Raw genomic sequence first — 21,293 nt, forward strand, 5'->3', positions numbered from 1 at the left:
AGGCGAATCAGCCACGTATTAAAGGCTGGTGCCCCGGGGCCTGGCACCCCATGGCCAGCGGCGATGGGCTGCTGGTGCGGGTGCGGCCGCGGTTCGGCCGGTTGACCCGGGACCAACTGCTGGCGCTATGCGAAGCGGCGGAGGCCTACGGCAGTGGCCTGATCGAGCTGACCAGCCGCGCCAACCTGCAGCTACGCGGCGTCTCCGAGGCCGCCTGGCCCGGGCTGATGGAGGCCCTCGTCGAGCACGGCCTGGTCGCGGCGGACCCCGCGGCCGAGCGCCATCCCCAGTTGCTGCTGGCCCCCGACTGGCGGGTCGGCGACGCCACCCATGAGGTGGCGCGCTTGCTGGAGGCCCGGATCAATGAGCTGCCGGCGCTGCCGGCCAAGTGGGGCCTGGCCATCGATGCCGGGGACGCGCCACTGCTAAGCAAGGCCTCGGCGGACCTGCGTATCGAGCTCGCGGCTTCGGGCGACTTACCGGCGCAGGCTTCGGGCGCCTTATTAGTCCGTGCCGACGGAAGATCGCTGGGTACCCCGGTGGACTCTCCCAGCGCCGCCGTCGAGCTGCTGATTCGGCTGGCCCACTGGTTCGTCGCCAGCGGTGGGCGCGACGCCGGGCGGATGCGCCGGCACGAGGCGCCGCTGCCGCCCTGGGCGCCGGCCTCCACGCCGCCGGCCCGGGCCGGCAAGCCCATGGCGCTGGGGAGCCACCCGACGGGGCGGGTCCTGGGCCTGCCCTTCGGTAGGGCGTCGGCCGCGACCCTGCGGGCTGCGGTCGGCTCCGAGGCGGTCAGCGCCGTGCGGGTCACCCCCTGGCGGCGGCTGCTGATCGAGGGGGTTCCCACGGGGGAGACTTTCCAGGAACAGACGCCGCCGGGGCTGTTGGACGACGAGTGCGATCCGCGACTGGCCATGCAGGCCTGCCCCGGGGCCCCCCACTGCGAGCAGGCCAGCGTGGCGACCCTGGGCCTGGCGCGGGCGCTGGCCGAACGCCAACTCATCGCGGGCTCCATGCATCTCTCCGGCTGCGCCAAGGGCTGCGCCTGCCGGCAACCGACCGACCTCTGCCTGACCGGGCGGGACGGGCGCTACGACTTGATCATCGGCGATCGCGCCGATGGGGCGCCGGCCGCCACCGGCCTCAGTGAATCCGATGTGATCGAATACCTAGAGAAGAATCGCGATGCCTTACGTCTATGAAACGGACGGCCCGGCCATCTACCGGGAGTCCTTTGCCACGATCCGGCGCGAGGCCGAATTGGCGCGCTTCGCGCCGGAGGAGGAGCCGGTGGCCGTGCGCATGATCCATGCCGCCGGGCTGGTGGAGCTTGCCCCCTACATTCATTTCCGCGGCGATGCGGTGAACCGCGCCCGGGCGGCGCTGGAGGCGGGGGCGCCGATCCTCTGTGACGCGCGCATGGTCGCCGAGGGCATCACCCGCACGCGCCTGCCGGCGGACAACGCCATCCTCTGCACCCTGCACGACGCGCGGGTGCCCGACCTGGCCCGGGAACTGGGTAACACCCGCTCGGCGGCGGCGCTGGAGCTGTGGCGCCCCCAACTGGACGGCGCGGTGGTGGCGATCGGCAATGCGCCGACCGCCCTGTTCCACCTGCTGAATATGCTGGAAGACCCGGCGTGCCCGCGGCCGGCGGCGATCATCGGCTGCCCGGTGGGTTTCGTGGGCGCCGCCGAATCCAAGCAGGCCCTGTGGGAGAGCGCCGCGGCGCCCTGCGTGGTCGTCGAGGGGCGCCTCGGCGGTAGCGCGGTGACGGTGGCCGCCCTCAACGCCATGGCGGATCGCCGCGAATGAGCCTCGCAACCATGAAATCAGGCACCATCCACGGCGTCGGCCTGGGCCCTGGCAGCCAGGACCTGATGAGCGTGCGCGCCGACCGGCTGATCCGCGGGGCCTCCCATGTCGCCTATTTCCGCAAGCAGGGCCGACGCGGCCATGCCCGCAGCATCGTCGAGGGCCTGCTGGGGCGGGACGTTATCGAGCTGCCCATGGAGTACCCGGTCACCACCGAAATCCCCGTCGACGACCCCCGCTACAACGCGCTGCTGGCGGCCTTCTACGACAAGCAGGTCGCGCAACTGAGCGAGATCGCCGAGGCGGGCCAGGACGTGGTGGTGCTCTGCGAGGGCGACCCCTTCTTCTACGGCTCCTTTATGCACCTCTATACCCGCCTCGAGGGGCGGGTGCCGGTGGCGGTGGTGCCGGGCATCACCGGCATGTCCGCCGCCTGGACCGCCACCGGGCGGCCGGTGACCTGGGGCGACGACGTCCTCACCGTGCTGATGGGCACCTTGCCGGAGGAGGCCCTGGTCGAGCGTATCGCCCGCACCGACGCCCTGGTGGTGATGAAGATCGGCCGCAACCTGGACAAGCTGCGCCGGGCCCTGGTCAGGGCCAGCCGCGACGACGAGGCCTGGCTGATCGAATACGCCGCCATGTCCCAGGAGCGCATCCGGCCGTTTCGCGAGGTCGGCGATAGCGTCCCCTACTTCTCCATCCTGGTGATCCACGGCAACGGGAGGCGGCCATGAACGAGAAGACCCACGGCGGCTGGCTCAAGGTGGTTGGGTTAGGCCCCGGCGCCGAGGCGCTAATTACCCCGGAGGTCTCGGTCGCCCTGGCGGAGGCCACCGATGTGGTGGGCTATGTGCCCTACGTCGAACGGGTAGCGCCGCGGCCGGGGCTGGTGCGCCACGGCTCGGATAACCGCGAGGAGATCCGCCGGGCGGAGGCGGCCCTGCAGCTGGCCGCCGAGGGGCACCGGGTGGTGGTGGTCTCCTCGGGGGACCCGGGGGTCTTCGCCATGGCCGCGGCGCTCTTCGAGGCGCTGGAGGCAGGCGAGGCCGAGTGGCGCGCCCTGGATATCCAGGTGTTGCCGGGCATCTCCGCCATGCTGGCCGCAAGCGCCCGGCTGGGCGCGCCCCTGGGCCACGACTTCTGCTGCATCAACCTCTCCGACAACCTCAAGCCCCGGGCGCTGATCGAGCGCCGCCTGCGCCTGGCCGCCGAGGCCGACTTCGCCATGGCCTTCTACAACCCCCGCTCCCGGGCGCGCCCGGAGGGCTTCGAACGCGCCCTGGAGGTCTTGCGGGAGGCCTGCGGGCCGGAGCGTCTGATCATGTTCGCCCGGGCCGTGGCCACGCCGGAGGAGTCCCTGAGGGTCACCACCCTCGGCGAGGCCACGGCGGAGATGGCCGATATGCGCACCCTGGTGCTGGTGGGGTCCAGCCAGACGCGGCGGATCCCGCGCAGTACCGTAGGCGTGCCCTGGGTCTATACCCCGCGGTCGGTGTCATGAGCGAGGCAGGCCAGCACATCTTCGACCGAGTGCACCTCATAACGGGAAGGCAGCGCCGGCCGCTCGATCATCACCACCGGCAGGCCCAGCTCGCGGGCGGCGCTGAGCTTGGCCACCGCACCGCCTCCCCCGGCGTTCTTGCAGACGATGCGCTGGATGCCGTGCTCCCGCAGCAGGGCCAAGTCGCCCTCCAGGGTAAAGGGGCCGCGGTCCAGGATCACCCGGTGATGGGGCAGGGGCGGCGGCGCCTCGGGGGCATCGACCAGGCGCAGCAGGTAGTGGTGCCGGGGTTGGGCCGCGAAGGCGGCCAGGTGCTGGCGCCCGATGGCCAGCAGGATCCGCTCGGGCGGGCCGGCAAGCGCCGCCACCGCCGCCTCGATATCGGCGACGCTGGTCCAGTGATCGCCGGCCTGGGGCACCCAGGGCGGGCGGGTCAGGGCGATCAGGTGGATACCGGCACGCCGCGCCGCCGCCACGGCGTTCTGGCTCATCCGCTCGGCGAAGGGGTGGGTGGCATCGACCAGATGGGTGATGCCGTGCTCCGCGAGGAAGTCGGCCAGGCCCGCCACCCCGCCGAAGCCGCCGACCCGGGTGGGCAGCGGCTGCGGCTTGGGGGTGGCCACCCGGCCGGCATAGCTGAACAGGGCAGGGACCTCGCGCTCGGCCAGGGCGCCGGCCAGGGCACTGGCTTCCGTGGTGCCCCCTAGAATCAGGATTTTCATATGACGGACCTTGACGACGCTCCCTGGCTGACGCTGCTTGGCTGGGGGGAAGGTGGCACAGAAGGGCTGACCGCGGCAAGCCGCGACGCGCTGGAAAACGCCGAGCTGGTGTTCGGCGCGCGGCGCCATCTGCGCCTCTTGCCACCGCTGGCGGCCGAGGTGCGCGAATGGCCGGTGCCCTTCGCCGACGGCATCCCACAGTTGCTGGCCGAGCGCGGCCGCCGGGTGGTGATGCTGGTCTCCGGCGACCCCTTCTGGTTCGGGGCGGGCACCAGCCTGGTGAGGCAACTGTCGCCCGGCGAGTGGCGGGCGAGTCCAGCGCCCTCCACCTTCGGCCTGGCGGCATCGCGTCTGGGCTGGCCGCTGGAGGGCTGCACCTGCCTGGGCCTGCATGCCAAGCCGCTGACGCGCATCCGCCCCCATTTGCACCCCGGCCGACGCCTGCTGGTGCTGCTGCGGGACGGCGAGGCGGTGAGCGAGCTGGCCGGCTGGCTGGCGCGCTTCGGCTTCGGCGCCTCCCGGTTGCATCTGCTGGAGGCCCTGGGCGGCGATGGCGAGTGCATCCGCAGCGTGCGGGCCGATGTCACCCTGCCGGACGATATCGCCCACCCGGTGGCGGTGGGCCTGGAAGTGGCCGGGGAGGGGCCGGCCCTGCCACTGACGCCGGGTCTGGCGGACGAATTCTTCGACCACGATGGCCAGATCACCAAGCAGGCCGTGCGCGCCCTGACCCTGGCCGCCCTGGCCCCCAGGGCGGGGGAGCGGCTCTGGGATCTCGGCACCGGTTCGGGCTCCATCGCCATCGAGTGGCTGCTGGCCCATCCGGACAACCGCGCCCTGGGCGTCGAGCGCGACGCCGGGCGGGCGGCCCGGGCGCGCCGCAATGCCCATGCCCTCGGCGTCGACTGGCTGGAGGTGGTGGGAGGCGATGCGCTGGCGATGCTGGAAGCGGGGGCCCTGGCCGAGGCACCGCCGCCCGAGGCGGTCTTTATCGGCGGCGGGCTGTCCCAGGCCCTGCTGGAGGCGCTGTGGCGGCGATTGCCGGCCGGCGTGCGGATCGTGGCCAATGCGGTGACCCTGGAATCCGAGGCCCTGCTGGCCCACTGGCACCAGCGGGCCGGCGGCGAGCTGCTGCGCCTGGAGCTGGCCAGCGCCGCGCCCCTCGGCACCCGGCGGGGCTGGAAGGCCAGCTACCCCATCGTGCAGTGGCGGGTGAGTCGATGAGGGTGGCGGGCTTCGGCTTTCGCCGCGGCGCCGGCCTGGCCTCGCTGGATAACGCCCTGGAGCGGCTGTGCCGGCGCTATGGCCCGGTCGACCGGCTGGCCGCGGTGCAGTCGATGCTACCGCTGGTCCAGGCACTGGGGGAGCGACACGGCATCCCGGTAATGGGAGTGGCGGAGGGCGACCTGCCCCAGGCGGCCACCCTGACCCGCTCCCCGCATAGCCTGGCGGCCCGGGGCACCGGCAGCGTCGCCGAGGCGGTGGCCCTGCTGGCGGCGGGCCCCGCAGCGACCCTGCTCGGCCCCCGATTGATCTCGACGGACCGCCAAGCCACCGCGGCCCTGGCGACAGGGTAGAGCTCCGACCCGCCATTGTGGGGGATCTCCGGCCTGCCCTTGTGGGAGTCCGGCTCCGCCGGACGATTGACGCAGCCAGGCGCCTCGGTGCGTAAAGCCACGACATGGCAGATCTCCGGCCTGCCGTTGTGGGAGTCCGGATTCCGGACGATTGGCGCCGCCAGGCGCCTTGGTACGAGAAGTCCCTGCATGGCAGATCTCCAGCCTGCCCTTGTGGGAGTCCGGCTCCGCCGGACGATTGGCGCCGATAGGCGCCTCGGTGCGCCAGAGAGCGATAACCCCGACAAGAGGAGAGCCAACATGACCATCCACTTTATCGGCGCCGGCCCCGGGGCACCGGACCTGCTGACGCTGCGCGGCCGGGACCTGATCGCTTCTTGTCCGGTGTGCCTCTATGCGGGCTCGCTGGTGCCCGAGGCGCTGCTCGAGCACTGCCCGGCGGGCGCCCGGATCATCAACACCGCGCCGCTCTCCCTCGACGAGATCATCGCCGAGATGCGCGCCGCCCATGCCGCGGGTCTAGATGTCGCCCGGCTGCACTCCGGGGACCTGTCGGTGTGGTCGGCCATGGGCGAGCAGTTGCGCCGGCTGCGCGAGCTGGCGATTCCCTATGCCATTACCCCGGGGGTGCCGGCCTTCGCCGCCGCCGCCGCCACCCTGGGCCAGGAACTGACCCTGCCGGGGGTGGCGCAGTCCGTGGTGCTGACCCGCACCCCGGGGCGGGCCAGCACCATGCCGGACGGCGAGACCCTGGCCAACTTCGCCAGGAGCGGCGCCACCCTGGCCATTCATCTCTCCATCCATAACCTGGCCTGGGTGGTGGAAGCGCTGACGCCCTACTATGGTGCCGACTGCCCGGTGGCCATCGTCTGGCGGGCCAGTTGGCCCGATGAGCGGGTGGTGCGGGGGCAATTGTCGACCGTGGAGGCCCGGGTCGACGCCAGCATGCAGCGCACCGCGCTGATCCTGGTGGGCCCGGTGCTAGGCAGCCAGGACTTCCAGGAGAGCTGCCTCTATTCGCTCGGCTATGACCGCCGCTTCCGGCCCCAGTCGGCGGACTCGCCCTTCGCCGCCGGCGAGGGTGACGGCGTATGATCCATCTCTCGCTGATCGGCATCGGCACGGGCAATCCCGAGCATGTCACCCTGGCCGCCGTACGCGCCCTCAACGAGGCGGACCTGATCCTGCTGCCGCGCAAGGGGGAGGCCAACTCGGATCTGGTGGACCTGCGCCGGCTGCTGTGTCGCAATCTGCTGGAGGCGTCGTCCCGCACCCGGGTGGTGGAGTTCGACCTGCCGCGCCGCGAGGCCGGCACCGATTACCTGGCCGCGGTGGACGACTGGCACGGGGCCATCGCCGCCGTCTGGGGGGAACTGATGGCGACCCACCTGCCCCAGGGCGGGCGGGTCGGCCTGCTGATCTGGGGGGACCCCTCCCTCTATGACAGCAGCCTGCGTATCGCCGGGAGGCTGGGTGCCCGAACGGGGGGCGAGGTGGCGGTGGACGTGGTGCCGGGCATTACCAGCCTGCAGGTGCTGACCGCCGCGCACCGTATCCCCCTCAATGCGCTGGCCGAACCGGTGCAGATCACCACCGGCCGCCGTCTAAGAGAGCGCGGCTGGCCGAGCGACGCCGCGAGCGTGGCGGTGATGCTCGATAGCGGCGGCGCCTTCCAGGCGCTGCCGCCGGAGGGCCTGCATATCTGGTGGGGCGCCTACCTGGGCATGGACAAGCAGCACCTGATCGATGGCCCCCTGGCGGAGGTGGCCGCGACGATTCTCGAACGGCGTGCCGCCCTGCGCGAGCGGCATGGCTGGATCATGGACATCTATCTGTTACGCAAAATAAGCGGTGGAGAGTGCAATGAAGAAGGTTGATCCCCAGCGTCATGCCGAACGCATGGCCATCAAGCAGCGCATCATGAACGAGCGCATCGAGGCCGCCGACAAGGACCAGGGCGTGCTGCTGGTGCTGACCGGCCCCGGCAAGGGCAAGAGCAGCTCCGGCTTCGGCATGCTGGCCCGGGCCCTGGGCCACGGCATGAAGGTGGGCGTGGTGCAGTTTATCAAGGGCGCCTTCAGCACCGGCGAGGAGGCCTTCTTCCGCAACCTGCCGAACGTGGAGTACCACGTGATGGGCGAGGGCTACACCTGGGACACCCAGGACCGGGAGCGCGACGTCCAGACCGCCGAGGCGGCCTGGGAGGTGGCGAGTCGCATGTTGAGCGACCCGAGTTTCGATATGGTGCTGCTCGACGAACTCAATATCGCCCTGCGCTACGAGTACCTGAACCTCGACCGGGTGCTCGACGACCTCCAGGCCCGCCCGGCCATGCAGCATGCCATTGTCACCGGCCGCTACGCCCCCGAGGCACTGATCGAGCTGGCCGATACCGTCACCGAGATGAAGGTGGTCAAGCACGCCTTCAAGGACCAGGGCGTCAGGGCCCAGAAGGGCGTCGAGCTCTAAGCCGCCCCCTGATAAGCCAGGACACGCATCTCGGGTGCGCAAGCGCACGGGGCAGGGTGGGGGCCTATCCAAGGCCCCCAAATGGATTCTTCGCAGTTTGGCTTGATGACCATTGTGGGAGGGCAGCGGTCCGGCGTCCCGGTTCTGCGCGATATCGCCCGAAGGGCGATCCTGGTAGCACCAGAGCTGCCTCCACCGCTCCCGATCCCGCCCCCGCCAGAGGAAGCAGACCACCCCAAGCCGTGAGCCATAAGAAAACTCAAGTTTCGAGTGGCCAAGCCGAAGCTATCTTTAGTAGGTTGAGTGTTAATGGATGTGTCCGGCCGGGGTGTTGGCGTCGCCACCAGGCGACAGTGGCAACCCCGTAGTCCAAGGAGGCGGCGCCACGCGATACCGCCCCTGGCGGTAGCGTGCCCATAGGTCGGTAAATCCATACCGGAGCAGGGCAGGGAGCTTGCGGTTGGCGGATATCGACCCAGGCAAGCAGCCGTACCGCGAAAGGCCGCCAGCACGTTTATCGGTGTTATGCAGCTTGCGCGGTGATTGGTGTTATGTGGCCGAACTATTGTTAATTTTATGGTTTTTCAGTGAGTTACGGCTGTTTTTTTGTGCGGTATAACATTGTTGAACGAGCAGGCACGCTCATCCAATATCAGAGCGTGCGGTCTAATACCTGTTAGGCCGTCAATCAAACATTAGGGCACATGATGACCAATGAGGAATTTGTAGAATTGGCCTGCCCACACAGCTGGTTCTTGGTTGCTGACGATCTACACGGGCAGGCTGTGGAATTGAGACAAGGCTTCGGCCAAGGGCACCTCACACATCATGATTATCGCTCGGGATATAAGGCGAGCTGGGATAATACGAACAGATCAACCTTCCTCCTTGCATCCTTTGTCCTGGAAAACGCGATTAAGGCATTCCTGGTTTACGAAAATCCGGGTTGGATTTCTAACGGTAAGCTTTCAAAGTTCTTGAAGTCCCACAAACTTACAGACCTCGCAGAAAAATCTACTAACATCCCATATAAGACAAAGGGGCGGGGCACGCTGAAAGCATTTGAGGAGGGCAATGAATCATGGGCTAGGTATCCGTGTGCGCTGAGCAAAGAGAATAGTGCTCAGCCATCCATTCTTGATGACGGGCTTTGGGAAAAATATGAATGGCTGATGACCGCCTACGGTCGCCGTTTGACCAAGCTTTTATCGATTTATTGGAGAGGCCCACACGGATTTGGAGGGAAGTACGAGATCAAGGGCAGCTTTCTCGGAGCCCCTCCACAGGCCTAACCAGTTGTTGTAGTTCGCTCCGGCCTACGGCCTCCACCGGACACTCCCGTCGGGGCACCGCTAAACGAAAGCGTTAGTACTCAATCAGACATAGAGGCTTTGAATGGAACTTGAAGGTTCTGGAAGAAGAGTGTTAGAGGTTTTAGTTCCTCATTTAAGTAAGGTCGTTCCAGGAAAACCTAAGACCTATCTAGGTTATAAATATGTCCACGAAGCGTTAGGCCTCACATATCTCGGTCCTGCGTGGGGTGAAAGTCTAAAAAAACAAGGGCTTGCTTCTCTGGCTGACTGGACCTATGAGAATGACCTTCCAGGCATAACAGGAATAATCATAAGCACTGGTTCGTATGAACCTGGCAAGGGGTACTTCAAACTTTTTGGTAAAGATGAGGGGGATTACCCTTGGTGGGCTGAAGAAGTAAGAAGATCAAAAGATTTTAATTGGTCTCCCTACATACAAGATGAGTTTGATCTTAAGCCGGTGGACCTTTCTTCACCTGATAGAGAAGATATAACGGTCTCGATAATCATCAGAGACTCAAAGCTATCGGTCAAGGTCAAGGCGTTGAATAACGAATGCCAAATATGTAGCCTGGCATTAGAAATGCCTGCGGGCAAGAAATATGCTGAAGCACACCATATACAGCCGCTTGGTGAACCGCATAACGGCCCTGATGTGATTGAAAATATGATCTGTGTTTGTCCAAATCACCATGCCATGCTTGACTATGGAGCAATCAAACTACATTCAGAAAATATCGCATCAAAGCAAGGTCATGCTATATCGGAACAATTTATTGAGTATCACAACAAAAACGTATACCAGCCCTAACAAGGTGCTGCTAGGGACAAACCTACGCTGCGCTCCGGTTTTCCTCAGAGCACGGCCTTATACCTTCTCACGTTTCGTGTGTAGATCGGATGGAGGACTTGTTCAAGTTCTTCGGAGCTTTGGCATAATTTTTGGATCGTGATTGCTATGAGAATGTCAGGAATGTTCGATGGGGAATCCATAAGAAACCCGGTCAACGAGTTCGTGTACTCGCTTCCAATCGAGAAGTGTAGTAACAAAAAACTAGATTGGATGATAAAAAACTTAAACGCGAACTTCTGCAAACTCTACGGCTGCTCAGTGAATATCGTTCAGGTGCAGCGAGACTATCTGGCAGAGGAGGAGCGTGAAGGTTCGCTTGACATTACAACGTTCAGCGTTAATTCCATCGAGTACTTTTATATCAAGATTGGCACGATTTTCGAGCTGTGCTATCAGATATTTGAGGAGCTATGTAAGCCTGACAGGAGTGGGGCTAAGAAGAAGCACAAACTTCTTGAAGAGGAGTTTGAAAGGTATAACAAGGAAAGAGGTGAGACCCTTCGCCTTGATTGGTACGAGGCCATAAGCAAAATTAGGAATAGAATTGTCCATGGTGGTTTCAGTATTAAGGCTTATGTTGAGGGTCAGCGTATATTGTTTCAGGCGTACGATTCTGATCTGGATGAACAGATTCTTGAGGACTACGGCTATTTCAAAAAAGATAGAAATTTAATACATGCTGATTATTACACTAATTTTTATACCCGTGTGTGCCATTGGTATGTGGAGATGTTTTTGAATTTTGTTTTGCACCAGCTCGGGGCTTCAAGGTCTGAGGCGGGGGGCGGTGAAAATGTGTTTTCTGAGTTGATCAAAAACTCATCGTCCTTCCTGCTATTAGGAAATGAGCCTTTGTTCAGGGCGCTGGCAGTGGAAATGGATGGGGTTGCTGGCTGATGTGTTGGTCAATTTTTAGGTTCTGTGATTAGCTGATACGTCGTAGATATTCGTTTGTGGTGAGGCGTTTGATCGTATTCCATGTGTATAACTGGATGGCCTGTATAACGAGTGGTTGAACCCGACAAATTACTCTGGGCGGCGCCCTCCGTAATTTTCAGGTTAACCTGGCGTTAGATTACGTGGCTGCCCAGAGCACCTCAGCCATTTGCGCTGTTTCTCCTTCGCCTCGGATTGGCGATAGATTGGCCCCTCTAGGGCGGCCTGCTCTCCTCGGGACAGACTTTCCCTCTATGCCCGAACCCTGGCGGCGTGGCGCTCGGTCGCTGCTGCGATTTTCATCGGAGCCTCCGTTGGGGGAGTGGCAAGTGGTACCTTAGTGCCCTTTCAGGGACACAGGCATTTACCAGCAGCGGGGGGCGGCAATTCGCATGGCGACACTAATGATCCAGGGCACCACCTCGGATGCGGGCAAGAGCACGGTGGTGGCGGGGCTGTGCCGGGCGTTGGCCCGGCGCGGGGTGTCGGTGGCGCCCTTCAAGCCGCAGAACATGGCGCTCAACAGTGCGGTCACCGTGGACGGCGGCGAGATCGGCCGCTCCACGGCGCTGCAGGCGCTGGCGGCGGTGTCAGGTGGCGCGTCCCTGTGCCGCGATTAACTCAGCATAAAGCTCGCCGGTTAATCGTTGTACCTTAGTAGTTGTACTCGGTAAAGATCAGTCGGCCGGGGTTTCGTTGCGAGCCATCGTAGGATCCGATCCAGATGTCATAGAGGCCCGGCTGAGGGTTCTTGAAGGTGATCGCGGGGTCCGTGCCGCGATAGTCATCATTGTAGTACCAGGTGCCGTCGGGTGCGTTTACCAGCAAGACGGCATCGGCGGAGGCGTCGACCGCGATGGTCAACTGCGCCGACTGGCCGTTCCAGTAGAGGTCGAAATCGGGCCGCGTGGTCACGTACCCGGCCCAGCCTGCCGCGCCGCAGCCGGTCAGGCTGTTGGTGCCACCCGCGGTAATGTTGCGGACATAGGGGTCGGGCTGGAACCCGGCGTTGAGTTGAATGGTGCCGAAATGGGGTTGGCCCTGCCAATCGGGGCAGGCCTGCGCGGGAGCAGCGGAAACCAGGGCAATAACCGTTGCTAGACTCGCAAATCCTTTTCTAAGCATCTTGGTTCTCCTCCAGAATTACTCCATGATCCGCGCCACTTTTCGCATGGAGATCACTATTACAAGAGGCCGGCGACAGCCAGCCTCAAGGCCCGAACAGCGGGGCAGGACCAGGAAACGACCTTGTCATGCCTCCTTCCGTGAGGTGCTCCCACCCAGAACTCACTCAGTGGGGCAGCGTCACATCCAACGATATAGAGTCGGTACATAATGTAACAATATGGGGTGAGTATAATTCGGATCTGAATTTCTGCTAGCCTCGATCGCCTTGATTCTATCTCTCATGAGTCCGGGGCCATGAGAATGCATCGGGGGAGTGGATGCGGGGGCATGTTTCCTGCGTTGCGGGTACTAGGGCGGGTAGGTAGAGTCTCGCCATTCCAAGAGGCGAACCGGGCGAGACGAGGCTTTTCGATGGCGACACTGATGATCCAGGGCACCACCTCGGATGCCGGCAAGAGCACGGTGGTGGCGGGGCTGTGCCGGGCGCTGGCCCGGCGCGGGGTGTCGGTGGCGCCCTTCAAGCCGCAGAACATGGCGCTCAACAGCGCGGTGACGGTGGATGGCGGCGAGATCGGCCGCTCCACGGCGCTGCAGGCACTGGCAGCAGGTGTCGAGCCCCATAGCGATATGAACCCGGTGCTGCTCAAGCCGGAGAGCGACCGGGGCGCCCAGGTGATCCTGCGTGGGCGGGTGCATGGCCATATGGATGCCCTGGACTACCACGCCTACAAGCGCGAGGCGAAGGTCTCGATGCTGGCGGCCTGGGAGGCGTTGTCGAGTCGTTATGACGTGATCATCGCCGAGGGGGCGGGGAGCCCGGCAGAGATCAACCTGCGCGCCAACGATATCGCCAATATGGGCTTCGCCGAGGCGGTGGACTGCCCGGTGCTGCTGGTGGGGGATATCGATCGGGGCGGGGTCTTCGCCCAGCTGGTCGGGACCCTGGCGCTGCTCAGCGAGAGCGAGCGCTTACGCACCCGGGGCTTTATCATCAATCGCTTCCGCGGGGATATCGCGCTGCTCGAGCCGGGCCTCGACTGGCTGGAAAACCATACCGGCAAGCCGGTGCTGGGCACCCTGCCTTACCTGCAGGGCCTGCTGCTGGACGCCGAGGACAGCCTGGGCCTGACGGGCCGCCAGGCCGGCGAGCCGGCACTCCGAGTGGTGGTGCCGGCGCTGCCGCGGATCAGCAACCATAACGACTTCGATCCCCTGCGGTTGCATCCGCGGGTCGAACTCACCTTCGTGGGGCCGGATCGCCCGATACCGCCCGCCGACCTGATCATCCTGCCCGGCAGCAAGAGCACCCGCTCGGACCTCGCCTGGCTGCGTGCCCAGGGCTGGGAGGGCGCCATCCGCCGTCATCTGCGCTATGGCGGCAAGCTGCTGGGGATCTGCGGCGGCTTCCAGATGCTGGGGCGGGTCATCGAGGATCCCGAGGGCCGCGACGGCACGCCCGGCAGCAGCGAGGGGCTGGGGCTGCTCGACTTCACGACCCGCATGGGCGCAGCCAAGCAGCTGCGCAACGTCAGTGGGCACTTGCTTGCCTCGGGGGCGCCGCTGGCCGGCTATGAGATCCACCATGGGCTCAGCGAGGGGCCGGCGCTGGCCCGGCCGCTCTGCGAGCTCGATGGGCACCCCGATGGCGCGATCGGCGAGGATGGCCAGGTGCTGGGCACCTACCTGCATGGCCTCTTCGATCAGGCCGAGGCCTGCGCGGCCCTGCTGGCCCTCTGCGGGCTGGAGGGCGAGGGCATTGATACTCCAGGCGATACCCCGGACTATGCCGCCCATCGTCAGCGCGACCTGGACCGGCTGGCGGATAGCCTGGAGGAGCATCTGGATATGGCGGCCATCGAGGCGCTGGTATCCCGCTAGCCTGACTAAATGGCCGGACTGGAACTGCCGAACCACAACGCACAAGGCCCGCCAGATGGCGGGCCTTGTGCGTAGTAAGGGCTTACTGGAGGACACGCCTAGAGCGAGAGAAAAAGCCCGGCCAGGGCGGCACTCATCAGGTTAGCCAGGGTGCCGGCGGCCACCGCCTTGAGGCCCAGGCGGGCGATATCGCTGCGCCGGTTGGGAGCCATCAGTCCCAGGCCGCCCATCAGGATGGCGATGGAGCCCAGGTTGGCGAAGCCGCACAGCGCGAACACCACGATCGCCTCGCTATGGGGGCTCAGTTCGCCCTCATGGGTGGCCAGGTCGGCGAAGGCGACGAACTCGTTGAGGATGATCTTCTCGCCGATAAAGCTGCCGGCCAGCACCGCTTCCTCCCAGGGGATACCGATCAGGAAGGCGATGGGCGCGAACAGCCAGCCGAGGATCAGCTCCAGGGTCAGGTCGCCATAGCCGACGAAGCCGCCCACCCAGCCCAGCAGGTTGTTGGCCAGGGCGATCAGGGCGATAAAGGCCAGCAGCATGCCGCCCACGTTGATGGCCAGTTGGACCCCGGAGGCGGCGCCATTGGCGGCGGCTTCGATCACGTTGGCGGGCTGTTCCTCCTTGGGCGTCTCCAGCACCTCGTCGATGCCCTGGGTCTGGGTGCGGGTCTCCGGCACCAGCATCTTGGCCATCAGCAGTCCCCCCGGCGCCGCCATAAAGGAGGCCGCCAGCAGGTACTCCAGGGGAATGCCCATGGCGGCATAGCCGCCCAGCACGCTGCCGGCCACCGAGGCCAGGCCCCCCACCATCACCGCGAACAGCTCCGAGCGGGTCATGCCGCCGATAAAGGGGCGCACCGTCATGGGCGCTTCGGTCTGGCCGACGAAGATATTGGCCGACGCCGAGAGCGATTCGGTGCGCGAGGTGCCCAGGAGCTTCTGAAGGGCACCGCCGATCAGGTTGATCAGCCAGCGCATGATGCCCAGGTAGTAGAGCACGGCGATCAGCGAAGAGAAGAAGACGATGATCGGCAGCACCCGCAGGGCGAAGACGAAGCCGCCGCCGCCGAACAGCTCGAACATCTCATCGCTGACCAGGCCGGCGAACATGAAGTTCATGCCCGCCTGGGCGCTATCGATGACCGCCTGGACGCCCTGGGTCAGGCCCAGCAGCAGGGTCTGGCCGAAGGGAATATAGAGCACGAAGAGCCCGAGCCCCGCCTGGATGGCCAGGGCGCCGAAGACGGTGCGTGGGCGGATGGCACGGCGATTCTCGGAGAGCAGGAAGGCCAGTAAGAGGACGGTAAGCACACCGACCAGGCCCATCAGGGTTTGCATGGGAGGCTCCAGTTGACCAGGGAGAGCGGATAGAGGGCGCGTACCTTAGCGCAAAATCGTCGGATTTTGCAGCTATGGCTAGCCTATGCGCCTATCGTCACCCATGCCTCAACGCTGGATTAGCGGGGAGGGACTTTTCGCCTGGTTAAGCCGCCACCATGGTTTCTGTGGGAGCTCGGCTGTGCCGACGGTCCGACGCATCGGCGATATCGCCCGAAGGGCGATCTTGGTTATGGCCCACGGGGGCGACTTCGTCGCCCAATCGCGCGGGAAACCCGCGCTTGTATGTTTGAAGGAGACTCAGAACGGGCAATAGTGAGAAGGCTTGTCGGGGTGGAGGGACGAGCTGCGCATCTGGCCCTGGTCGGGCACAGACAGTGGGAGACATGGCCCCACCCCACCCACCAAGCGCCGATAAGGAATCCATCGGCTGAGTGCCTCTCAGACCGACGATCTTGGCAAGCCAGCGCTTGGGTGCACCCCGACAAGCCTTTTCAACCTAGCGTGGAGGGCGCGAGATGACAATCCAGACTATCATCGGCATCGACGTCGCCAAGGACGAACTGGTGAGCTATCGGCAGGATACCGACACCGAGGAAGTGCTGGAGAATAACCAGGCCAGCATCAAGCGCTGGCTGCGCTGTCTACCCGCTCACTGCGCCATTGCCATCGAGGCCACCGGTACCTACCACGTGTTGCTGATCAAGCTGGCGTACCAGTACGGCCATACGGTCTACGTCATCGATGGCTACCAACTCAAGCATTACCGGCAAGGCATTGGCGGTCGCGCCAAGACCGACAGCAGCGATGCCCGCCTGTTGGCCCGTTACCTCAGTCGTGAGCAAGAAGCCCTGCGCCCTGGACCCCGCCACCGCCCGCCTACCGGGCGCTGCAGGTTCTGCTGCGCCGCCGCGCTACCCTCGTCAGGGCCCGGGTGGCGATTCAGCAGAGCTGCGCCGAATTACCGGAATTGAAGGCCCCGCTCAAGCGCCTGGTCGCCCAACTGACGCGCATCGACCAGTTCATCCAGGCCCGCCTGCGGGCCATCGTACGCGAGGCTGGGCTCAGCCAGCACGTCGCCCGTTGCCAGGCCATGGAGGGAGTTGGCTCTCTGACGGCGACGGCCCTGGTAATGGCCTTCCTGCGCGGGGAGTTTCGTCACAGCGATGCCTTCGTGGCGTTCCTGGGGCTGGATGTCCGCGTGCGTGACTCGGGAACGCAACGCGGTCGACGTAAATTGACCAAGCAAGGCGATCCCGAAGTGCGCCGTCTGCTGTATAACGCGGCCATGTCGGCCAGCCGTCAGCCGGCTTGGCAAGCGACCTATCAGGGCTATCTGGCCCGCGGGCTCAAGACTACCCAAGCGCTGGTGATCATCGCTCGGAAACTGGCCCGCATCGCGTTTTCGCTGATGAAGCATGAGGAGGATTATCGCCCCCCAACCACGGTGGCGGCTTGAGGGGCAACATAGAATCTCCTACAACCCCGGTGCCAAGCCCGGCCCCCTGGGGGCCGGGTTAGTCGGCGGCTTGGGTATGCAGCAGGATCTCCACGCGGCGGTTGGCCGCGCGGCCCTCGGCGCTGGCGTTGTCCGCCAGGGGCCGGGTGTCGGCATAGCCGATGGCGCGCATGCGCGAGGCGTCGATGCCCTGGCGCTCCAGGTCGCGCAGCACGGCGCTGGCCCGGGCGGTGGAGAGCTCCCAGTTGGAGGGGAAGCGCGCCGTGGCGATGGGCACGTTGTCCGAGTGGCCCTCCACCGAGAGGCGCCCGGGGAAGCTCTCCAGGGTCGGGATCAGCCCGGAGAGCAGCTCGCGGCCCGGCCCGGTCAGGGTGGCGTCGCCGCTGGAGAAGAGCAGCTGGTCGTCGATGCGCAGGGTGATGCCCTGCTCGGTCTCGGCCACGCTGACCCCCTCGAGATCGAGCTGCGCCACCGGCTCGCGTCCCGCCTGTTCACGGGGCAGCAGGCCGCTGCCCAGGGGGCCGGCGACCCGGTCGGCGGCCTGCAGGGCGGGAATCGTCAAACGCGGGGCGCTGGGCTCGCTGCTGGCTTCCCCCGTCTGCAGGTTGGTCATGGAGAGCAGCAGTACGAAGAGGGTGATCAGCAGCGTCAGCACGTCCAGGTAACTGATCAGCCAACCCTCACCCTCACCGCCGTCACCCGGCGCGTGCTGGGGCAGCAGGGTCGCCGATTGGGTCGGCGGCGTGGGGGGCGGCGGAGGCGGGGCCTCGGGGCGCCCCTTCAGGGAGCGCAACTTAGCCATTCTGGTGAGCCTCGTCGGGATCGATGCGCCCCTGGTCGCGGATCTCGTCGTGGTGATGGGCGATAAAGGAGTTCAGCGTCTCCTCGATAAAGGAGGGCAGGCGCCGCTTACTGATCAGCGAGACCCCTTCCAGCACCATGTTCATGGCGATCAGGCGCTCCTCGGTGCGCCGCTCCAGCTTCACCGCGATGGGCTTGAACACCAGGTTGGCCAGCAGGATGCCGTAGAAGGTGGTGAGCAGGGCCACCGCCATGCGCGGGCCGATCACCTCCAGCTGGCCCGCCTCCATCACCTCCAGCATGTTCACCAGCCCCACCAGGGTGCCGATCATGCCGAAGGCCGGGGCATAGGTGGCCATGGTGCGGAAGATCTGCGCCTCGGCCTGTTCCCGGGCGCGCAGCCGGGCGATGCGCCAGCGCAGCAGGTCGAGGATTTCCTCCTCCTTGGTGTTGGCGATCACCAACTGGATGCCGGTGCGCAGGAAGGGGTTGCGGGTCCTGTCCAGGGCCGCCTCCACGGCGCGCACGTCGCCCTTGAACCACAGCCGGGCGATGGCCACCAGTTCCTGGATATCGTCGCGCATATAGGTGTTCTCGCGGCGGAAGACGATGCCCACCAGGCGCACCACCCGCACCACTTCCTTCAAGGGGTAGCTGATAAAGGTGGCGGCCAGGGTGCCGGTGACGACGATGGCCAGCCCCGGCAGGTTGATAAAGCTCAGCGGCGACTCGGCGGTAAAGAGCAACACGCTGGCCAGCAGCAGGCTGCTGACCAGGATGCCGATGATCGTCGAGGGGTTCATGAACACACTCCATTGCGCAGGGATCGATAGTCGGACTATCGGCAAGGGAGCGGGGAAGTTGAGGCGCCAGACCTGATCTGGATCAAGTCGCGGCGAGGAAGCGCCTGGGATCGTCGCTGATCACGCTATCCACCCCCCAGTCCCAGCAGGGGGCGAAGGCCCGCGGGTCGTTGGCGGTATAGCAGAGCAGCCGGTAGCCGGCGGCCTTGATCGCCCGGGCCCGCTCGGCCTTGAGGCGGGTCCAGTCGGCATGCAGGCTGAAGGCGGCGAAGCGCTCGGCCTCGGCCTGCCAGGTCTTGGGGATCTTCTCGAAGAGCACGCCCAGGCGCAGCCGCTCGGGGTCCGGCACCAGGGCGCGGGCGCTCTCCAGGGCGCGGGCGTCGAAGGAGGAGACGATCAGCCGCTCGGCGGGCAGGGCCTCGAGCAGGAGGGGAATCACCGCCTCGGCCAGCGCCACCGGGTCGCGGCCGCGGCACACCTTGAGCTCCAGGTTGAGGCCCATGCCCCGGGCCAGCAGCAGCTCGAGCATCTCCGCCAGGGTCGCCATGCGCTCGTCGCGGAAGGCCTCGCCGAACCAGGCGCCCACGTCCAGGGCCTTGGCGGCGGCCAGGTCCAGCTTGTGCAGGCCGCCGCGGCCATTGGAACAGCGTCGCACGCCACGGTCGTGCCAGATCACCGGGGTGCCGTCGCCCAGCAGCTGCACGTCCAGCTCGACCCAGTCGATGCCATTGGCATGGGCGGCACGCACCGCGCTCAGGGTGTTTTCCGGGGCATGGGCGGAGAGCCCGCGGTGGGCGATCAACTGGGGCAGGGCAGGGGACGCGGTATCGGTCATGGGCTAGCCTCTGGGCAGGAGTGCCGGAAGATGCGTCGCCAGTGTAGCCGTTTCGGCGACGCCTTCGCAGCCTACCTTAATTCCCTCGGATGACGGCCCGATGACCGTCGCGGGGGCGGATATGCTAGGCTGCGCGCTTTTCCCGTGAACGCGGCCCGTAAGCGAGACAGTGATGAAAGTCGTACAACTCAACGAGAGCGCCCCCCGAGATGCCTGCCTGGCGCGGCTATGTGCCGAGGTCTATGGCCAGGCGGCGGGGCTGACCCCCCTGGTGCGCTTCGCCGCCACCCGCCGCGTGCTGTTCGCCCAGGAAGCCGCGCGGTTGCTGGCGGCGGTGGACGGCGCGGGTCGCCCCCAGGCCCTGGCGTTGCTGGTGCTGGACGCCGCCGGCCAGGGCATGACCCTGACCCTGAGCTGTGCCCTGAACGGAGATGAGGAGCCAGAGGACCGGGAGCCGGCACGCCGTGCCCTGATCACCGAGCTGGCCACCAAGGCCCCGCTGCGGGTGGAGGCCGAGGATGCCGACGCCGAGGCCTTCTATCGCGACTGCGGCATCACCCGATGGTTTGCCGGTCGCGACGGGCAGCGCATCGGCCTGGGGGCGCGTCATCCGGCGGCGACCCTGGCCGAGGCCGGGGCGCCCATCGCGGTCGACGACACCGAGGTGCTGCGCCGCTTCAAGCACGATACCAAGGGCTTCGAGGAGGAGAAGGAGCGCTTCGTGCAGGGCCTGGCCAGTTTTCCCGAGCATCTGGGCTGAGCGTCGAGTCACCTGCCGTGACTTGACCGCCGGGCCATTCGGCGCTTGCATAGACGCACCCATTCGTTAGCCCATTAAGGATATTCCCATGGCCAAGCGTATCCAGTTTTCCCGCACCGGCGGTCCTGAGGTACTCGAGTTCGTCGATGTTCCCCCCGCCGCCCCGGGCCCCGGTGAGGTGCGCGTCAAGAACGCCGCGGTGGGCCTCAACTTTATCGATATCTACTTCCGCACCGGCCTCTATCCGGCGCCGTCGCTGCCCTCGGGCCTGGGCACCGAGGGGGCCGGGGTGGTGGACGCCGTGGGCGAGGGGGTGACCCACCTGGCGGTGGGCGATCGCGTCGCCTATGCCCAGGGCCCGTTGGGCGCCTACGCCGAGCTGCACACCCTGCCCGCCGGCAAGGTGGTCAAGCTGCCCGAGGCCATCGACTTCGAGACCGCCGCCGGCTGCATGCTCAAGGGGCTGACGGTGCAGTACCTGATGCGCCAGACTTATGAGCTCAAGGGCGGCGAGACGATCCTCTGGCACGCCGCCGCCGGCGGCGTCGGCTCGATCGCCTGCCAGTGGGCCCGGGCCCTGGGCGTGAAGCTGATCGGCACCGTCAGCTCGCCGGAGAAGGCGGCGCTGGCCGAGAAGAACGGCGCCTGGGCGACCATCGACTACACCAAGGAGGACGTGGTCGAGCGGGTGCGCGAGCTGACCAATGGCGAGATGTGCGACCTGGTCTACGACTCGGTGGGCAAGGACACCTGGGAGACGTCGCTGGACTGCCTCAAGCCGCGCTCGCTGATGGTCAGCTTCGGCAACGCCTCGGGCGCGGTGGAGGGGGTCAACCTGGGCATCCTCAACCAGAAGGGCTCGCTGTTCGTGACCCGCCCCAGCCTCAACGGCTATGCGGATACCCCGCAGCGCCTGCAGGCCATGGCCGATGAGCTCTTCGCCATGCTGGAGAGCGGCAAGATCAGCATCGATATCGCCCAGCGCTTCCCCCTGGCCGAGGCGGGCAAGGCCCAGGAGGCCCTGGCCAGCCGCCAGACCACCGGCTCGACCATTCTGATTCCCTAGGCCCTTCGGGCAGGAGCAAGCGACAAGGGGC

Annotated in this window: 21 protein-coding genes and 2 pseudogenes; 17 read left to right on the top strand and 6 right to left on the bottom strand. The window is 65.7% G+C overall.

Annotation, left to right across the window (positions count from 1 at the left end; all coding sequences use genetic code 11):
- Positions 1-50: 50 nt before the first annotated feature.
- The 4 genes from ACZ5EF_RS06205 to cobJ are packed head-to-tail and all read left to right on the top strand — an operon-like array spanning position 51 to position 3,319.
- Positions 51-1,202: a cobalamin biosynthesis protein CobG gene (locus ACZ5EF_RS06205; protein ID WP_346064080.1), complete on the top strand. Its 1,152-nt coding sequence runs from the start codon at positions 51-53 to the stop codon at positions 1,200-1,202.
- Entirely contained in the window at positions 1,186-1,815 is a 630-nt protein-coding gene (locus ACZ5EF_RS06210; protein ID WP_346064081.1) for a precorrin-8X methylmutase, read from the top strand. Before ACZ5EF_RS06205 ends, ACZ5EF_RS06210 begins: the two co-directional genes overlap by 17 nt.
- Positions 1,816-1,826: 11 nt before the next feature.
- Positions 1,827-2,552: a precorrin-2 C(20)-methyltransferase gene (gene cobI / locus ACZ5EF_RS06215; protein ID WP_346064082.1), complete on the top strand. Its 726-nt coding sequence runs from the start codon at positions 1,827-1,829 to the stop codon at positions 2,550-2,552.
- Positions 2,549-3,319, top strand: coding sequence for a precorrin-3B C(17)-methyltransferase (gene cobJ, locus ACZ5EF_RS06220; protein ID WP_346064083.1), 771 nt, complete (start codon positions 2,549-2,551; stop codon positions 3,317-3,319). The genes cobI and cobJ overlap by 4 nt, the downstream gene beginning before the upstream one ends.
- On the opposite strand, the gene ACZ5EF_RS06225 is transcribed toward cobJ, so the two are convergent.
- The gene (locus tag ACZ5EF_RS06225; protein ID WP_346064084.1) at positions 3,295-4,041 is read right to left on the bottom strand and encodes a cobalt-precorrin-6A reductase; all 747 of its coding nucleotides are present in this window, start codon (positions 4,039-4,041) and stop codon (positions 3,295-3,297) included. The two genes, cobJ and ACZ5EF_RS06225, sit on opposite strands and share 25 nt — an antisense overlap.
- Between ACZ5EF_RS06225 and cbiE the strand changes: the two genes are divergently transcribed.
- From cbiE to ACZ5EF_RS06270, 9 genes and pseudogenes are all read left to right on the top strand, one after another.
- Positions 4,042-5,265 (top strand): precorrin-6y C5,15-methyltransferase (decarboxylating) subunit CbiE, encoded by a 1,224-nt coding sequence (gene cbiE / locus ACZ5EF_RS06230; protein WP_346064085.1) that lies wholly within the window; start codon positions 4,042-4,044, stop codon positions 5,263-5,265.
- Positions 5,262-5,618, top strand: coding sequence for a cobalamin biosynthesis protein (locus ACZ5EF_RS06235; RefSeq protein ID WP_346064086.1), 357 nt, complete (start codon positions 5,262-5,264; stop codon positions 5,616-5,618). Before cbiE ends, ACZ5EF_RS06235 begins: the two co-directional genes overlap by 4 nt.
- A 300-nt stretch (positions 5,619-5,918) precedes the next feature.
- A complete protein-coding gene (cobM, locus tag ACZ5EF_RS06240; protein ID WP_346064087.1) occupies positions 5,919-6,713 on the top strand; it encodes a precorrin-4 C(11)-methyltransferase in 795 nt (264 codons plus the stop codon).
- Complete coding sequence (gene cobF, locus ACZ5EF_RS06245) at positions 6,710-7,495, top strand: precorrin-6A synthase (deacetylating) (protein ID WP_346064088.1); 786 nt, start codon at positions 6,710-6,712, stop codon at positions 7,493-7,495. The genes cobM and cobF overlap by 4 nt, the downstream gene beginning before the upstream one ends.
- The gene (cobO, locus tag ACZ5EF_RS06250; protein ID WP_195861177.1) at positions 7,482-8,087 is read left to right on the top strand and encodes a cob(I)yrinic acid a,c-diamide adenosyltransferase; all 606 of its coding nucleotides are present in this window, start codon (positions 7,482-7,484) and stop codon (positions 8,085-8,087) included. Before cobF ends, cobO begins: the two co-directional genes overlap by 14 nt.
- Positions 8,088-8,791: 704 nt before the next feature.
- Entirely contained in the window at positions 8,792-9,379 is a 588-nt protein-coding gene (locus tag ACZ5EF_RS06255) for a hypothetical protein (protein ID WP_464123049.1), read from the top strand.
- Positions 9,380-9,482: 103 nt separating this feature from the next.
- Positions 9,483-10,211: an HNH endonuclease gene (locus ACZ5EF_RS06260; RefSeq protein WP_346064090.1), complete on the top strand. Its 729-nt coding sequence runs from the start codon at positions 9,483-9,485 to the stop codon at positions 10,209-10,211.
- Positions 10,212-10,373: 162 nt separating this feature from the next.
- Positions 10,374-11,150, top strand: coding sequence for a hypothetical protein (locus ACZ5EF_RS06265; RefSeq protein ID WP_346064091.1), 777 nt, complete (start codon positions 10,374-10,376; stop codon positions 11,148-11,150).
- Positions 11,151-11,581: 431 nt separating this feature from the next.
- A pseudogene (locus ACZ5EF_RS06270) lies at positions 11,582-11,773 on the top strand (nucleotide-binding protein); the annotation flags it as partial.
- Between the two features lie 70 nt (positions 11,774-11,843).
- Here ACZ5EF_RS06270 and ACZ5EF_RS06275 read toward each other — a convergent pair.
- The gene (locus tag ACZ5EF_RS06275) at positions 11,844-12,314 is read right to left on the bottom strand and encodes a hypothetical protein (RefSeq protein WP_346064092.1); all 471 of its coding nucleotides are present in this window, start codon (positions 12,312-12,314) and stop codon (positions 11,844-11,846) included.
- A 414-nt stretch (positions 12,315-12,728) separates the two neighbouring features.
- Between ACZ5EF_RS06275 and ACZ5EF_RS06280 the strand changes: the two genes are divergently transcribed.
- Positions 12,729-14,195, top strand: coding sequence for a cobyric acid synthase (locus ACZ5EF_RS06280; protein ID WP_346064093.1), 1,467 nt, complete (start codon positions 12,729-12,731; stop codon positions 14,193-14,195).
- A gap of 98 nt (positions 14,196-14,293) precedes the next feature.
- Here the strand turns inward: ACZ5EF_RS06280 and ACZ5EF_RS06285 are convergent, their stop codons facing one another.
- Complete coding sequence (locus tag ACZ5EF_RS06285) at positions 14,294-15,538, bottom strand: NupC/NupG family nucleoside CNT transporter (protein ID WP_346064094.1); 1,245 nt, start codon at positions 15,536-15,538, stop codon at positions 14,294-14,296.
- Between the two features lie 518 nt (positions 15,539-16,056).
- Between ACZ5EF_RS06285 and ACZ5EF_RS06290 the strand changes: the two are divergent.
- Positions 16,057-16,997, top strand: a pseudogene (locus tag ACZ5EF_RS06290) (IS110 family transposase).
- A gap of 58 nt (positions 16,998-17,055) precedes the next feature.
- Here ACZ5EF_RS06290 and ACZ5EF_RS06295 read toward each other — a convergent pair.
- The 3 genes from ACZ5EF_RS06295 to ACZ5EF_RS06305 all read right to left on the bottom strand — a co-directional run bounded on the left by ACZ5EF_RS06295 (position 17,056) and on the right by ACZ5EF_RS06305 (position 19,436).
- The gene (locus tag ACZ5EF_RS06295; protein WP_346063282.1) at positions 17,056-17,799 is read right to left on the bottom strand and encodes an OmpA/MotB family protein; all 744 of its coding nucleotides are present in this window, start codon (positions 17,797-17,799) and stop codon (positions 17,056-17,058) included.
- Entirely contained in the window at positions 17,792-18,601 is an 810-nt protein-coding gene (locus tag ACZ5EF_RS06300) for a motility protein A (RefSeq protein WP_346063281.1), read from the bottom strand. Before ACZ5EF_RS06300 ends, ACZ5EF_RS06295 begins: the two co-directional genes overlap by 8 nt.
- Positions 18,602-18,683: 82 nt before the next feature.
- Entirely contained in the window at positions 18,684-19,436 is a 753-nt protein-coding gene (locus ACZ5EF_RS06305; RefSeq protein ID WP_346063280.1) for a glycerophosphodiester phosphodiesterase family protein, read from the bottom strand.
- Positions 19,437-19,608: 172 nt separating this feature from the next.
- On the opposite strand from ACZ5EF_RS06305, the gene ACZ5EF_RS06310 reads away from it, so the two are divergent.
- Together ACZ5EF_RS06310 and ACZ5EF_RS06315 are read left to right on the top strand one after the other, a co-directional pair.
- Positions 19,609-20,196, top strand: a complete 588-nt coding sequence (locus tag ACZ5EF_RS06310; protein ID WP_346063279.1) for a hypothetical protein — start codon at positions 19,609-19,611, stop codon at positions 20,194-20,196.
- An 88-nt stretch (positions 20,197-20,284) separates the two neighbouring features.
- Positions 20,285-21,262, top strand: a complete 978-nt coding sequence (locus ACZ5EF_RS06315; protein ID WP_346063278.1) for an NADPH:quinone reductase — start codon at positions 20,285-20,287, stop codon at positions 21,260-21,262.
- Positions 21,263-21,293 lie beyond the last annotated feature (31 nt).

It is taken from the genome of Bisbaumannia salifodinae (genome assembly GCF_055388505.1).

What these genes read in the sequence shown, in the direction of transcription:
- ACZ5EF_RS06315 (WP_346063278.1), top strand. Translation starts at nt 20,285, where the DNA reads ATGGCCAAGCGTATCCAGTTTTCCCGCACCGGCGGTCCTGAGGTACTC.
- ACZ5EF_RS06210 (WP_346064081.1), top strand. Translation starts at nt 1,186, where the DNA reads ATGCCTTACGTCTATGAAACGGACGGCCCGGCCATCTACCGGGAGTCC.
- ACZ5EF_RS06225 (WP_346064084.1), bottom strand. Translation starts at nt 4,041, where the DNA reads ATGAAAATCCTGATTCTAGGGGGCACCACGGAAGCCAGTGCCCTGGCC.
- ACZ5EF_RS06310 (WP_346063279.1), top strand. Translation starts at nt 19,609, where the DNA reads ATGAAAGTCGTACAACTCAACGAGAGCGCCCCCCGAGATGCCTGCCTG.
- ACZ5EF_RS06260 (WP_346064090.1), top strand. Translation starts at nt 9,483, where the DNA reads ATGGAACTTGAAGGTTCTGGAAGAAGAGTGTTAGAGGTTTTAGTTCCT.
- ACZ5EF_RS06265 (WP_346064091.1), top strand. Translation starts at nt 10,374, where the DNA reads ATGTTCGATGGGGAATCCATAAGAAACCCGGTCAACGAGTTCGTGTAC.
- ACZ5EF_RS06255 (WP_464123049.1), top strand. Translation starts at nt 8,792, where the DNA reads ATGATGACCAATGAGGAATTTGTAGAATTGGCCTGCCCACACAGCTGG.
- cobJ (WP_346064083.1), top strand. Translation starts at nt 2,549, where the DNA reads ATGAACGAGAAGACCCACGGCGGCTGGCTCAAGGTGGTTGGGTTAGGC.
- cobM (WP_346064087.1), top strand. Translation starts at nt 5,919, where the DNA reads ATGACCATCCACTTTATCGGCGCCGGCCCCGGGGCACCGGACCTGCTG.
- ACZ5EF_RS06280 (WP_346064093.1), top strand. Translation starts at nt 12,729, where the DNA reads ATGGCGACACTGATGATCCAGGGCACCACCTCGGATGCCGGCAAGAGC.
- ACZ5EF_RS06295 (WP_346063282.1), bottom strand. Translation starts at nt 17,799, where the DNA reads ATGGCTAAGTTGCGCTCCCTGAAGGGGCGCCCCGAGGCCCCGCCTCCG.
- cbiE (WP_346064085.1), top strand. Translation starts at nt 4,042, where the DNA reads ATGACGGACCTTGACGACGCTCCCTGGCTGACGCTGCTTGGCTGGGGG.
- ACZ5EF_RS06205 (WP_346064080.1), top strand. Translation starts at nt 51, where the DNA reads ATGGCCAGCGGCGATGGGCTGCTGGTGCGGGTGCGGCCGCGGTTCGGC.
- cobI (WP_346064082.1), top strand. Translation starts at nt 1,827, where the DNA reads ATGAAATCAGGCACCATCCACGGCGTCGGCCTGGGCCCTGGCAGCCAG.
- ACZ5EF_RS06285 (WP_346064094.1), bottom strand. Translation starts at nt 15,538, where the DNA reads ATGCAAACCCTGATGGGCCTGGTCGGTGTGCTTACCGTCCTCTTACTG.
- ACZ5EF_RS06300 (WP_346063281.1), bottom strand. Translation starts at nt 18,601, where the DNA reads ATGAACCCCTCGACGATCATCGGCATCCTGGTCAGCAGCCTGCTGCTG.
- cobF (WP_346064088.1), top strand. Translation starts at nt 6,710, where the DNA reads ATGATCCATCTCTCGCTGATCGGCATCGGCACGGGCAATCCCGAGCAT.
- ACZ5EF_RS06235 (WP_346064086.1), top strand. Translation starts at nt 5,262, where the DNA reads ATGAGGGTGGCGGGCTTCGGCTTTCGCCGCGGCGCCGGCCTGGCCTCG.
- cobO (WP_195861177.1), top strand. Translation starts at nt 7,482, where the DNA reads ATGAAGAAGGTTGATCCCCAGCGTCATGCCGAACGCATGGCCATCAAG.
- ACZ5EF_RS06305 (WP_346063280.1), bottom strand. Translation starts at nt 19,436, where the DNA reads ATGACCGATACCGCGTCCCCTGCCCTGCCCCAGTTGATCGCCCACCGC.
- ACZ5EF_RS06275 (WP_346064092.1), bottom strand. Translation starts at nt 12,314, where the DNA reads ATGCTTAGAAAAGGATTTGCGAGTCTAGCAACGGTTATTGCCCTGGTT.